This is a genomic window from Pseudomonas brenneri, assembly GCF_007858285.1.
In the GTDB taxonomy this organism is placed as follows: domain Bacteria; phylum Pseudomonadota; class Gammaproteobacteria; order Pseudomonadales; family Pseudomonadaceae; genus Aquipseudomonas; species Aquipseudomonas brenneri.
The window spans coordinates 19926-32461 of record NZ_VFIL01000014.1; the positions used below are offsets into that span (position 1 = coordinate 19926).

Consider the following 12536-nt stretch of genomic DNA (forward strand, 5'->3'; position numbering starts at 1 on the left):
ATTACATAGCAATTGTGGAATAGCCAAACAAGCTCGGAGCTTATGACCAGTAGCACAACGGCAGGCAATGCCCACCTGGACGCGTCCACCCAACCGCCCCAACTGCGGGTCAGCGGGGACTGGACGCTGGCCCACTACAGCGCCCTGAAACAGCTGTCGGCGAGCCTCGGCGGCCAGTACGACGCCAGCACCCACGTCGACCTCAACGGCCTGGGTGCGCTGGACACCGCCGGGGCATCGTTGCTGGTCGAGTTACTGGGGCCCGAGCGCCTCGAACACTCTGCCGAGCACCCCGACTGCAACCTGTCTGCCGCCGACCGTGCGCTGCTCAAGACCGTCTATTGCTCCCTGAACGACTTCTGCGTGCCGGTCAAAGAACCGCAAGTGAGCGTCGGCATCCAACTGCTGTCGCGTATCGGCTGTGCCGTCGACACCGTCTGGAAGGACGCGATGACGCTGCTCGGCTTTATCGGCCTGATCCTCGCAACCTTTGCCCGCGGCGTGTTCCGGCCCAAGCGCTGGCGCTTGACGCCCATGGTCGCGCACATCGAACAGACCGGGCTCGACGCCGCGCCCATCGTTGCCTTGCTGACCTTCCTGGTGGGCGCCGTCGTGGCATTCCTCGGCGCCACGGTACTGGAAAGTTTCGGCGCGAGTATTTTTACCGTGGACCTGGTGGCGTTTTCCTTCCTGCGTGAGTTCGGTGTCCTGCTCACGGCGATCCTGATGGCCGGCCGCACTGCCAGCGCCTTCACCGCGCAAATCGGCTCGATGAAGGCCAACGAAGAAATCGACGCGATCCGCACCATGGGCCTCGACCCCATGGAGTTGCTGGTCCTGCCGCGTGTCCTCGCGCTGCTGGTGGCGCTGCCGATGCTGACCTTCCTTGCCATGATCTCGGGGATTATCGGCGGTGGCGTGGTGTGCGCCGTGGCCCTGGATATCTCGCCGGCGATGTTCCTGTCGCTGCTGCAATCGGACATTGGCGTCCAGCATTTGCTGGTGGGCCTGGTCAAGGCACCATTCTTCGCGTTCCTGATCGCCGCCATTGGCTGCCTGGAAGGCTTCAAGGTCAGCGGCAGCGCCGAATCGGTCGGCGCCCACACCACCTCTGCAGTGGTGCAATCAATTTTCGTGGTGATCGTGCTCGACGCGGTGGCCGCACTGTTCTTCATGGAGATGGGCTGGTGAGCCGTTTACCGCGAGCGCCCGCCGAGGCGGTGATTGAGGTCCGTGGCCTGTGCAACCGCTTTGGCCCGCAGAGCGTGCATGAAAACCTCGACCTGGACTTGTACAAGGGCGAGATCCTCGCCGTGGTCGGCGGCTCGGGCAGTGGCAAGTCGGTGCTGCTGCGCAGCATCATCGGCCTGCGCCAGCCCAGTGAAGGCCAGGTGCGGGTATTTGGGCAGAACCTGCCCAGCCTGTCGGAGCATGAACGCTCCCTGGTGGAACGGCGTTTCGGCGTGCTGTTCCAGAAGGGCGCGCTGTTTTCCTCGCTGACGGTCACGGAAAACGTCGCCCTGCCGCTGATTGAGCACGCCGGCCTGAGCCGCGCCGACGCCGAGCACCTGGCAGCGGTGAAACTGGCCCTGGCCGGGTTGCCCTTGTCGGCGGCCGACAAGTACCCATCTTCGCTGTCGGGCGGGATGATCAAGCGGGCGGCCCTGGCGCGGGCGCTGGCCCTGGACCCGGACATTCTGTTTCTCGATGAACCGACCGCTGGCCTCGACCCCATCGGCGCGGCGGCATTCGACCAGTTGATCCTGACCCTGCGCGATGCCTTGGGCCTGAGCGTGCTGCTGATCACCCACGACCTCGACACGCTCTACACCATCACCGACCGCGTAGCGGTGCTGGCACAGAAAAAGGTGCTGGTGGCAGATGCCATTGATGTCGTCTCGCAAACGAACGACGCCTGGATTCACGAATACTTTCATGGCCCTAGGGGCCGTGCGGCACTGGATGCCGCTCAACAGCTCAACGAGGTATGACATGGAAACCCGAGCCCATCATGTGATGATCGGTCTGTTCAGCGTGATAGTCGTGGTCGGCGCCATGCTGTTCGGCCTGTGGCTGGCCAAGTCCAGCGTCGACAGCGCGTTCCAGGATTACGAAGTGATCTTCAACGAAGCGGTCAGCGGCCTGTCCCAGGGCAGCGCGGTGCAATACAGCGGGATCAAGGTGGGAGACGTCACCAGCCTACGCCTGGACCCGAAAGACCCGCGCCGCGTGCTAGCCCGCATCCGCCTGGCCGGCCAGACGCCAATCAAGGAAGACACCCAGGCCAAGCTGGCGCTGACCGGCATCACCGGCACCTCGATCATCCAACTCAGCGGCGGCACCCCGCAAAGCCCCGAACTCAAGGGCAAGAATGGCAACCTGCCGCAGATCACCGCCTCGCCATCGCCCATTGCCCGACTGCTCAATAACAGCAATGACCTGATGACCAGCATCAACCTGCTGCTGCACAACGCCAACCGCCTGTTCTCGCCGGACAACGTCGAGCGCCTGAGCAACACCCTGGCACACCTGGAACAGACCACCGGGGCCATCGCCGAGCAACGTGGCGATATCAAGGTGGTGATGCAGCAACTGACTCAAGTCAGCAAACAGGCTGGCGCCACCCTGGAACAGACCACCGCGCTGATGCGCAACGCCAACGGCCTGCTCAACGACCAGGGCAAGCAGATGTTCGGCAGCGCCGAAGGGGCCATGCGCTCCCTGGAACAGAGCACTGCGACCATCAACAGCTTGTTGAACGACAACAAGGACTCCCTGAACAGTGGCATGCAGGGTCTCAATGGACTGGCTCCGGCCGTGCGTGAACTGCGCGATACCCTCGGATCGTTGCGTGCCATCTCCCGCCGCCTGGAGGCCAACCCCAGCGGGTATCTGCTGGGCAGCGACAAGAACAAGGAGTTCACGCCATGAAGCGTGCTTACCAAATAATCGCCCCAATAGCCCTGGTCCTGGTCAGCGCTTGCTCGATCCTGCCCAAGGCCGACCCGTCCAACGTCTACCGACTGCCTGCGGCCCAGGCGACTACGCCGGGCAGCCCGGTGGCCTGGTCGTTGCGACTGACCAAGCCGCAAGCCAGTGAGTTCCTCGACAGCCCGCGCATTGCCGTGGTGCCCCAGGGCGACTTGATCAGCAGCTATGCCCTGTCGCGCTGGAGCGATCCGGCGCCGGTGCTGTTGCGCAATCGCCTGCTGGATGGTTTCCAGCGCGATGGCCGGGTGGCACTGCTGAGCACCGATGACAGCAACCTGCAGGCGGACTTCGAGCTGGGGGGACAGTTACAGGCCTTCCAGAGCGAATACCGGGGCAGCGCGGTGGAGGTGGTGATTCGGTTGGATGCGCGACTGGTACGCGGCAGCGACCAGCGGATCGTGGCGGCCAAGCGCTTTGAAGTGCGCCAGCCGGTCAGTGATACCCAGGTGCCGGCGGTGGTGGCCGGGTTTGGTGTGGCCGGGGACCAGTTGAACAAGCAGGTAGTGGATTGGGTGGTGGCGCAGGGCAATACAGCACCTAAACGCTGAGGGCCTCATCGCAGGCAAGCCAGCTCCCACATTTTGATTTGTGAACACAGTCAAATGTGGCAGCTGGCTTGCCTGCGATAGCGGTCTAAAGCTTAGCCAAAGAACCAGTAGCAGACCGCAATCGCCGCCACCACACCCGCAAACTCCGCCAACAACGCACACCCCACCGCATGCCGCGCGCGCTGGATGCCCACCGAGCCAAAGTACACCGCCAGCACATAGAACGTGGTCTCGGTGCTGCCCTGGATCGTCGCCGCCACCAGGGCCGCGAAGCTGTCCACACCCTGGGTCTGCATGGTCTCGATCAGCATCGCCCGCGCCGCGCTGCCGGAGAATGGCTTGACCATCGCCGTGGGCAAGGCGTCGACAAAACGCGTGTCCATGCCGGTCCAGGCCACCAGATGGCGAATCCCTTCCAGGCCAAACTCCAGTGCGCCGGACGCGCGCAGCACGCCGACCGCACACAACATCGCCACCAGATACGGCAGCAGGTTCTTGGCGACGTCAAAACCCTCTTTGGCGCCTTCGACAAACGCCTCGTAGACCTTGACCTTGCGCAACGCGCCAATCAGCAGGAACAGCATGATCAGGCCAAACAACGTGAGGTTGCCCAGGATCGAGGACAGTCCCGCCAGGGCCGTGGCCGACAGGGTCGCGAGCAAGGCCATGAAGCCGCCCAGCACCAACGCCCCGGGAATCAGGTACGCCAGCACCACCGGGTCCCACAGGCGCAGGCGCTGCATCAGCGCCACCGACAGCAGGCCCACCAGGGTCGAGGCGCTGGTGGCCAGCAGGATTGGCAGGAACACCAGCGTCGGGTCCGGCGCGCCTTGCTGGGCGCGATACATGAAGATCGTCACCGGCAACAGGGTCAGGGAGGACGCGTTGAGCACCAGGAACAGGATCTGCGCGTTGGTCGCGGTGTTGGGGATGGGGTTGAGCTCTTGCAGCGCCTTCATGGCCTTGAGGCCGATGGGCGTGGCCGCGTTGTCCAGGCCCAGGCCGTTGGCGGCAAAGTTGAGGGTGATCAAGCCGATGGCCGGGTGACCGGCCGGGACTTCCGGCATCAGCCGCAGGAACAGCGGGCCAAGGGCCTTGGCCAGCCATTCGACAATCCCGGCCTTCTCGGCAATGCGCAGGAAGCCCAGCCACAGGGTCAAGGTGCCGAACAGCAACACCATCACTTCCACCGACAGCTTGGCCATGGCAAAGATACTCTCCACCATCGCCGCAAAGATCCCGGCGTTCCCCCCCACCAGCCATTGCGCCAGCGCCGATACCATTGCCACGACAAAGAAACCAAGCCACAGGCCATTGAGCATCAGTCACACCCCTTTAAATATGTGGCGAATGATAGCGGGGCTGGCAGAAACGACAAACCCCGGATTTACCGGGGTTTGTTCACTTCAGCCGCGATCAGCCCTGGCTGGTCTCGCCCACTGGCTGCACAGTCTTGGTCCGCCAGTGCGGCAGGGAGTTCCAGTAGCGCTCGCCCTTGGCATCGTCGTACATGCCTTCCCAGCGCGCGATGACCAACACGGCCAGGGCGTTGCCGATCACGTTCAGCGCAGTACGCGCCATGTCCATGATGCGGTCGACACCGGCGATGAACGCCAGGCCTTCCAGCGGGATGCCCACGCTGCCCAGGGTCGCCAACAGCACCACGAAGGACACGCCCGGCACGCCGGCAATACCTTTGGAGGTGACCATCAGGGTCAGTACCAGCATCAGTTGCTGGCCGACCGACAGGTCGATGCCATACAGCTGGGCGATAAAGATCGCCGCGATGCTCTGGTACAGGGTCGAGCCGTCGAGGTTGAACGAGTAACCGGTCGGCACCACGAAGCTGCAGATGGCTTTCGGCGCGCCGTAGGCTTCCATCTTCTCGATCACGCGCGGCAGCACGGTTTCGGAGCTGGCGGTGGAGTAGGCCAGTACCAGCTCATCCTTGAAGATGCGCATCAGCTTGATCACCGAGAAGCCGAACAGGCGGGCGATCAGGCCAAGAATCACGAAGGCGAAGAACAGGATGGCAACGTAAACCAGGATCACCAACTTGGCCAAAGGCAGCAAGGAGGCGAAGCCGAAGTTGGCCACGGTCACGGCGATCAGGGCGAATACACCGATAGGGGCGTACTTCATGATCATGTGGGTGACTTTGAACATGCTCTCGGACACGCCCTGGAACATGGTCACCAGGGGTTCGCGCAAGTCTGGCTTGAGGCTCGACAAGCCCAGGCCGAACAACACGGAGAAGAAGATGATCGGCAGCATCTCGCCACGGGCCACGGCGGCAAAGATGTTCGACGGGATCAGGTTGAGAATGGTCTCGATGAACGCATGCTCATGCTGCACCTCGGCGGCAGTCGCCTGGTACTTGGAGATATCCACGGTACCCAGGGTGCTCATGTCGATGCCGGCACCTGGATGGAACAGGTTGGCCAGCAGCAGACCGACCACAATCGCAATGGTAGTGACCACTTCGAAGTAAACGATGGTCTTTACGCCGATCCGACCGAGCTTTTTCGCATCCCCTACACCGGCGATTCCGACAATCAGCGACGAAATCACGATCGGGATCACGATCATCTTGATCAGGCGGATAAAGATATCGCCCGCCGGTTGCAACACGTTGCTGATCCACCAGGCTTTTTCGGCACTGAAGTGGTTGAGTACAGCACCGATTGCAATCCCTAGCACCAGACCGATGAGGATCTGCCAGGCGAGGCTTAGTTTTGCCTTCTTCATGTCATTACCCTTGTTTCAAGTGGACTCAGGCAGATGCGCCAGCTGGAACGCCCGGAAGCGAAAAAGTGTGAGCATCAGCCCCCGTAGAAGGTCACCGCAGATGGCCGATATGGCTTACTGGCAAGCGAAAAAAGGCGCAACTATTCCGATGCGGGGGGGCATAGTCTAATGCCGTAAACGCCTACCCTATGCCGAATCGGCATGGGTTTTTTTAAATAAAACTGTCTGTTTGGTCAGTTCGAATGCGACATTTTGTCAGGCATACATGCCGTGAACCTGCCATTTCAGGCTCGCTCAGGGATTTTCGATTTTTTTGCCAGGCGGGAAAAACTCTTGAAAATTCCTACGCATACCATCGAAAAACACGTCTGGCCGAGGGCAAACTTTCTCGATAGATGGTCGTGCTGTAACACCGCGAAATGGTTGTGATGAAGCAGAAAGGAAATTTACAGCTATATGCGGCATAAGTGCCGTGTGATGACTCACAAGCCCGTCGCAAGTCCCTCAGGCCATAACGGCCTGCGGACTTGCGTCGCAGCTTTTCTCCTGACCCGGCCCTTGCGCAGGTACTCCCTGTACCCGTAGGTCGCGCCGATCCCTTGATCAGAGCAACCCGGCCCCCTGGTCATGCATCGCCGTCAGGCGGCGGTGCAAACAGAAACAGACACTTGGCCTGTTCCCCTGTTGGGCAGGCCCACAGAAGGGCCTAGTACCAATTCGGATCTTTCTTGAGTTGCTCCATCAGCAACTTCTGCATGCCTTCATCGGGCTTGCCGATGAAACGATAGTCCGCATGCCGTGTTGGCGACTTGTCCGCCGGAAGCCCGGCAGGGACTTCGACCAACATCGCGTAGGCATCTTCCTTATCCATGCTGAACGCAACGATCAAACGTTTATTCAGGCAGGTATCGGCCGTTTCACACAGCGGCCCTACCAAATACCCGTCACCGTCTTCCGTCACGGCATTCATTTGCTCAGACGTGCCCGACAGGTTGATCACCCACTCAGGCAGGCGCTCTTCCTTCTTGACCACACCCTGCCAGGTTTCGCGGTACTGCGGATCGGCATTGAGCAGTTCATTGGCCCGCGCCTGACCGTCATTGGCGGCCATGACCAAGCCACTACCGCCCAACAGCAGGGCGGCAGCCAGGGTTTTGAGAGACAAGTTGACCATGTTCAGCCTCGACCACGACGGCCAAAGAAGAAGGAAGCGATGAACATCACCAGGAAGACGACAAAGAGAATCTTGGCGATACCCGTGGCGGTGCCCGCGATACCACCGAAGCCCAGGACTGCAGCGACAATGGCAATGATCAGAAATGTGATTGCCCAACTCAACATGGTGATTCTCCTTTTATATCTATAAAGAGGACTGCTGTGTCGCCACCCTGTCGCACCCAATGGGCGGCAGGTTCATGCCTAGAACACCCAGCGTTCCTGGACAGGCTCGTCATACAGGGCGATGTCCTGTTCAACCGCCATCATGCGCGGGGCTGTCACGTCGGCGGTGCTGCTGCCAACCGAACGAAAATGAGTCTGTGTAATGGATGTGCGCTCGAACTGCGGGGCGGACTGCGGGCTCTGCTGCCAATGCTGCAGCTGCTGACCACCGATCAAGGTCACCATCAAGGCGAGGCTGGCAAACAGCCCCTGCTGAAGGCGCAGTGGCGATACACGCAATGGCTTGAGGCTTTGGCGAGTCATCCTGAATCTCTCCCGCATGCTGTCTTGTTCGTTGATCACGCTTGTAGGAGAGGTAGTGCAGAGTGCATGCCAGTTTTTACGGCGAATAAAAATCAATAAAATCAGCTAGTTATAATAGCTCCTGGTTTCTTCCTAACAGCATCCTGCACGATGCGCCTATCCTCACCGTGCGAAATGCACGATGGTCAGTGGTCGGATCAAGGGATCAAAAGGGCCGGCAGGACTGCCGAAGCATCAAGAAGGGTCAAAAACGCGCTGCCCGTGGCTATAAGTAGGAAGGGTCTCAGATAGCTGCGCGATAAGGCTTTGAATCAATCAGAATAAACCATGCAACTTGCCCGATTATTCTGGGACTAAACAAGATCACTCATTCGTATGTTAAGGAGCGCGGGACAGATGGAATCAGCCAAGGAGCTTCAAGGCCGCATTCTTTTAGTGGACGACGAGTCCGCAATCCTTCGCACCTTCCGCTACTGCCTGGAAGATGAAGGCTATACCGTAGCCACTGCCAACAGCGCGGCCCAGGCCGATGCCCTGTTGCAACGCCAGGTGTTCGACCTGTGCTTTTTGGACCTGCGCCTGGGCGAAGACAACGGCCTGGATGTGCTGGCACAAATGCGTATCCAGGCCCCCTGGATGCGCGTGGTGATTGTCACCGCGCACTCGGCCGTCGATACGGCAGTGGATGCGATCCAGGCTGGCGCGGCCGATTACCTGGTCAAGCCCTGCAGCCCGGACCAATTGCGCCTGGCCACCGCCAAGCAGCTGGAAGTGCGCCAGTTGTCAGCACGCCTGGAAGCGCTGGAAGGTGAAGTACGCCAGCCCAAGGATGGCCTCGACTCCCATAGCCCCTCGATGATGGTGGTGCTGGAGACCGCCCGCCAAGTGGCCGGCACCGATGCCAATATCCTGATTCTGGGCGAGTCCGGCACCGGTAAAGGTGAACTGGCCCGGGCGATTCATGGCTGGAGTAAAAGGGCGAAGAAATCCTGCGTCACCATCAACTGCCCGTCCTTGACCGCAGAGCTGATGGAAAGCGAGCTGTTCGGCCATAGTCGCGGCGCCTTTACCGGCGCCAGCGAAAGCACCCTCGGCCGGGTCAACCAGGCGGACGGCGGCACCCTGTTTCTAGACGAGATCGGCGATTTCCCCCTGACATTGCAACCCAAGTTGTTGCGCTTTATCCAGGACAAGGAATATGAACGGGTCGGCGACCCGGTCACCCGCCGCGCCGATGTACGCATCCTGGCGGCGACCAACCTGAACTTGGAAGACATGGTGCGCGACGGCCGTTTTCGCGAAGACTTGCTGTATCGCTTGAACGTCATCACCTTGCACCTGCCGCCCCTGCGCGAACGCAGCGAGGATATCCTCGCCCTCGCTGACCGTTTCCTGGCGCGCTTCGTCAAAGAGTACGCGCGGCCAGCCCGCGGCTTCAGCGATGAGGCCCGTGAAGCACTGCTCAACTACCGCTGGCCGGGCAATATCCGTGAACTGCGCAACGTCGTGGAACGCGCCAGCATCATCTGTGCCCAGGAGAAGGTCGAAATCAGCCATTTGGGGATGGCCGAGCAACCGACCAACAACTCACCGCGTATCGGCGCGGCGTTGAGCCTGGACGAACTGGAAAAAGCCCATATCGGCGCCGTGCTGGCCACCAGTGACACCCTGGACCAGGCGGCCAAGACCCTGGGCATCGATGCCTCGACGCTGTATCGCAAACGCAAGCAATACAACCTGTGAGCTGCACCTTATGAAGCTGGCGATGAAACTGCGCACGCGGCTATTCCTGAGCATTTCTGCGCTGATCACCGTGGCCCTGCTTGGGCTGCTGCTGGGGCTGGTGAGTGTCATGCAAATGGCTAAGGCTCAGGAATCCCTGATCCGCAGCAACTTCATTACCCTGGATCTGGGGCTCAAGCTACGCCAGACCCTGGGCGACCAGTTGATCTTGATGCTCAACGACCGGCCGGACCCGGCCGCCCTGAATACGTCGCGCCAACAGTATTTCAAGTTGTTGGACGAAGGCATCGCCCATGAAATGAGTGTCGCCAGGGTCGCAGGCTTCACTCAGGCCAAGGCCGACTACCTGACGTTTTTGGACGCGTTCGAGGAAAATGAAAATACGCCGCCTTCCCTGCGCAATAACCAAAAACTGACCACCAGTTTCAATGTATTGCGCAACGGGCTGATCAGCGAACACAAAAACGCGCTGGAAAACATCAACGAGACCGAACGCCTGTCGCGCGAACGCGCGCTGTGGATTGCCGGGCTGCTGGGGTTGGTGGGCCTGGCGGTGCTGATCATCGGTTTCATCACCGCCCACGGCATCGCCCGGCGCTTTGGCGGGCCGATCGAAGCCCTGGCCAAGGCGGCCGATAAAATCGGCCAGGGCAATTTTGATGTCACCTTGCCGATTTCTTCGGCAGCCGAAATGAACCAGTTGACCAAACGTTTTGGCATCATGGCTGAAGCGTTGCGCCAGCATCAGGCCACGAATGTCGACGAATTGCTCGCCGGCCAGCAGCGCTTGCAGGCAGTGCTCGACAGTATCGACGACGGCCTGCTGATGATCGACCGCCAAGGCCGCCTGGAACACCTCAACCCTGTCGCCCAGCGCCAATTAGGCTGGGACGAAAGCCGCCTGGGCGAGGGCCTGGGCGAAGCGCTGCAACGCCCGGAACTGGATGAGCAACTGCATCTGGTGCTGCGCGGCGGCAACCTGGAACGCGCACCCGACGACCTTGAAGTGGAGGTCGAGGGCGAATCACGCTTGCTGACCTACAGCATGACGCCCGTCAGCCACCACGAGGGGCATATCCTCGGCGCGGTGATGGTGTTGCATGACGTGACCGAGCAACGGGCCTTCGAGCGAGTGCGCAGTGAATTCGTGTTGCGTGCCTCCCACGAACTGCGTACGCCAGTCACGGGCATGCATATGGCATTCGGCCTGTTCCAGGAACGGGCGAAATTCCCCCCTGAGTCCCGCGAAGCCGACCTGTTGAATACGGTCAACGAAGAAATGCAGCGCTTGATGCAACTGATCAATGACTTGCTGAACTTTTCCCGCTACCAGAACGGCCTGCAAAAACTCACTCTGGCGCCTTGCGACATCAACGAGCTGCTTGAACAGGCCCGCACGCGCTTTGCCGAGCTGGCGAATGCACAAAACATCGAGCTGGTGGTAGAAGCGCAGGCGCAACTGCCCAGGCTGCATGCCGACCAGGCGCAATTGGAGCGGGTGCTCGACAATCTACTCGGCAATGCTCTGCGCCACACCAGTGACGGCGGGCAGATTCGCCTGCAAGCGCGTCGCCATGGCGAACGGCTGATCATCAGTGTCGAGGACAACGGCGAAGGCATCGCCTACGGCCAGCAGGGCAGGATTTTCGAACCTTTTGTCCAGGTAGGCCGCAAGAAAGGTGGCGCCGGCCTGGGGCTGGCGCTGTGCAAGGAGATCGTGCAGCTGCACGGCGGCCGCATGGGGGTCTATTCCCGGCCAGGGCAGGGCACGCAGTTCTATATGGCGTTGCCGCTGTAACTATCAGTCAGGCACGCCACTCAAGGGCAGCAAAGATCAAAGGTGGGAGCTGTCGAGCCCCGGCGAGGCTGCGATGACGGCGCGACTGTCACTACTGATGTTGCCTGACACATCGCTATCGCAGCCTCGCCGGGGCTCGACAGCTCCCACATGCATTGCTCGCCGCTCTTAAATACCTTAGCGGTGGTTCAATACCCTCAGGATCGCTGCGCTTTGCGCATCCGGTGTGCCATCAAACAACACCGGCCGGAAGCGCATCTGGAAGGCCGCCAGCACACGCCGCGTTGCCACATCCAGCTCGCCGGTCTGCGGCGTTGAGTAACCCAAGCGTGCCAACTCTTCCTGGAACCAGGTGATGCTCGGTAGCTGTGCAGCGTACTGCGCCTGATACCGCGCGACCGCCTGAGCCTCGGGCCAGATCCCCAGGCCTTCATCCGCCAGGCGCTTCCACGGGAACAGCGGGCCCGGATCAAGTTTGCGACCGGGGGCGATATCGCTATGACCGATAATGAACTTCGGGTTGATCCGGTTGCGCTGGCTGATGTCCTTGAGCAAGGTCACCAGGGACTGGACTTGCGCTTCGGAGTACGGATACCAGACACGCCCGGTGGGTGTATCACGGTAGCCCGGGTTGACGATCTCGATGCCGATGGAGCTGGAGTTGAGCCAGGTACGCCCCATCCACTCACTTTCTCCGGCATGCCAGGAGCGCTTGTCTTCATCCACCAGCTTATAGATGGTCGCGCGTGCATCATCGCCAATCAGGTAGTGGCTGCTGACCTGGCCTTTGGTCAATAGCGCCAGCGAACCTTCAAGGCTGGTAGCGGTGTAGTGCAGGACGACGAACTGGATACGATTATCGAAGTTCACCGACGGGTGGCTGGTATTCAGCCGCGGGCCACTTGCACAGCCAGCGAGTGTGAGGAACAGAAGAGCAGCAACGAGAAATTTCATGGCAACAGACGGTACGCTAAAGACGATAATGCAACAGTGTAACGTATCGT

The 12536-nt window shown here is 60.6% G+C and carries 12 protein-coding genes; 6 read left to right on the forward strand and 6 right to left on the reverse strand.

The features are described from left to right. Positions 1-42 precede the first annotated feature (42 nt). The 4 genes from FJD34_RS24450 to FJD34_RS24465 are packed head-to-tail and all read left to right on the forward strand — an operon-like array spanning position 43 to position 3539. Positions 43-1191, forward strand: a complete 1149-nt coding sequence (locus tag FJD34_RS24450) for an ABC transporter permease (RefSeq protein WP_032862668.1) — start codon at positions 43-45, stop codon at positions 1189-1191. Next, positions 1188-1991: an ABC transporter ATP-binding protein gene (locus FJD34_RS24455; protein WP_032862667.1), complete on the forward strand. Its 804-nt coding sequence runs from the start codon at positions 1188-1190 to the stop codon at positions 1989-1991. Before FJD34_RS24450 ends, FJD34_RS24455 begins: the two co-directional genes overlap by 4 nt. A 1-nt stretch (position 1992) precedes the next feature. After that, the gene (locus FJD34_RS24460; protein ID WP_032862666.1) at positions 1993-2931 is read left to right on the forward strand and encodes an MlaD family protein; all 939 of its coding nucleotides are present in this window, start codon (positions 1993-1995) and stop codon (positions 2929-2931) included. Then, the gene (locus FJD34_RS24465; RefSeq protein ID WP_032862664.1) at positions 2928-3539 is read left to right on the forward strand and encodes an ABC-type transport auxiliary lipoprotein family protein; all 612 of its coding nucleotides are present in this window, start codon (positions 2928-2930) and stop codon (positions 3537-3539) included. Before FJD34_RS24460 ends, FJD34_RS24465 begins: the two co-directional genes overlap by 4 nt. 92 nt (positions 3540-3631) lie before the next feature. Here the strand turns inward: FJD34_RS24465 and FJD34_RS24470 are convergent, their stop codons facing one another. The 5 genes from FJD34_RS24470 to FJD34_RS24490 form a co-directional block, all read right to left on the reverse strand. Then, positions 3632-4861 carry a nucleoside recognition domain-containing protein gene (locus FJD34_RS24470; protein ID WP_032862662.1) on the reverse strand — a complete coding sequence of 410 codons (1230 nt, stop codon included), beginning with the start codon at positions 4859-4861 and terminating at the stop codon, positions 3632-3634. Between the two features lie 94 nt (positions 4862-4955). Then, complete coding sequence (gltP, locus tag FJD34_RS24475; protein WP_032862661.1) at positions 4956-6287, reverse strand: glutamate/aspartate:proton symporter GltP; 1332 nt, start codon at positions 6285-6287, stop codon at positions 4956-4958. A gap of 706 nt (positions 6288-6993) precedes the next feature. Beyond that, positions 6994-7461, reverse strand: coding sequence for an inhibitor of vertebrate lysozyme family protein (locus FJD34_RS24480; protein WP_032862660.1), 468 nt, complete (start codon positions 7459-7461; stop codon positions 6994-6996). Between the two features lie 2 nt (positions 7462-7463). After that, on the reverse strand, positions 7464-7628 hold the full coding sequence (locus FJD34_RS24485; RefSeq protein WP_003170804.1) for a DUF1328 domain-containing protein: 165 nt from the start codon (positions 7626-7628) through the stop codon (positions 7464-7466). Between the two features lie 78 nt (positions 7629-7706). Continuing rightward, positions 7707-7991, reverse strand: coding sequence for a hypothetical protein (locus tag FJD34_RS24490; RefSeq protein ID WP_065942449.1), 285 nt, complete (start codon positions 7989-7991; stop codon positions 7707-7709). Between the two features lie 396 nt (positions 7992-8387). Between FJD34_RS24490 and algB the strand changes: the two genes are divergently transcribed. Beyond that, positions 8388-9734 (forward strand): sigma-54-dependent response regulator transcription factor AlgB, encoded by a 1347-nt coding sequence (algB, locus tag FJD34_RS24495; protein ID WP_032862658.1) that lies wholly within the window; start codon positions 8388-8390, stop codon positions 9732-9734. A 10-nt stretch (positions 9735-9744) separates the two neighbouring features. Next, positions 9745-11532, forward strand: coding sequence for a KinB sensor domain-containing domain (locus FJD34_RS24500; RefSeq protein WP_032862657.1), 1788 nt, complete (start codon positions 9745-9747; stop codon positions 11530-11532). Positions 11533-11709: 177 nt separating this feature from the next. Here FJD34_RS24500 and FJD34_RS24505 read toward each other — a convergent pair whose 3' ends face one another. Then, on the reverse strand, positions 11710-12486 hold the full coding sequence (locus tag FJD34_RS24505) for an N-acetylmuramoyl-L-alanine amidase (protein WP_090292612.1): 777 nt from the start codon (positions 12484-12486) through the stop codon (positions 11710-11712). Between the last annotated feature and the right edge of the window lie 50 nt (positions 12487-12536).

Bases quoted from the DNA above. Each gene is read 5' to 3' on its own strand.
- FJD34_RS24465 (WP_032862664.1), top strand. From the start codon at position 2,928: ATGAAGCGTGCTTACCAAATAATCGCCCCAATAGCCCTGGTCCTGGTC.
- FJD34_RS24450 (WP_032862668.1), top strand. From the start codon at position 43: ATGACCAGTAGCACAACGGCAGGCAATGCCCACCTGGACGCGTCCACC.
- algB (WP_032862658.1), top strand. From the start codon at position 8,388: ATGGAATCAGCCAAGGAGCTTCAAGGCCGCATTCTTTTAGTGGACGAC.
- FJD34_RS24480 (WP_032862660.1), bottom strand. From the start codon at position 7,461: ATGGTCAACTTGTCTCTCAAAACCCTGGCTGCCGCCCTGCTGTTGGGC.
- FJD34_RS24490 (WP_065942449.1), bottom strand. From the start codon at position 7,991: ATGACTCGCCAAAGCCTCAAGCCATTGCGTGTATCGCCACTGCGCCTT.
- FJD34_RS24460 (WP_032862666.1), top strand. From the start codon at position 1,993: ATGGAAACCCGAGCCCATCATGTGATGATCGGTCTGTTCAGCGTGATA.
- FJD34_RS24505 (WP_090292612.1), bottom strand. From the start codon at position 12,486: ATGAAATTTCTCGTTGCTGCTCTTCTGTTCCTCACACTCGCTGGCTGT.
- FJD34_RS24470 (WP_032862662.1), bottom strand. From the start codon at position 4,861: ATGCTCAATGGCCTGTGGCTTGGTTTCTTTGTCGTGGCAATGGTATCG.
- gltP (WP_032862661.1), bottom strand. From the start codon at position 6,287: ATGAAGAAGGCAAAACTAAGCCTCGCCTGGCAGATCCTCATCGGTCTG.
- FJD34_RS24485 (WP_003170804.1), bottom strand. From the start codon at position 7,628: ATGTTGAGTTGGGCAATCACATTTCTGATCATTGCCATTGTCGCTGCA.
- FJD34_RS24500 (WP_032862657.1), top strand. From the start codon at position 9,745: ATGAAGCTGGCGATGAAACTGCGCACGCGGCTATTCCTGAGCATTTCT.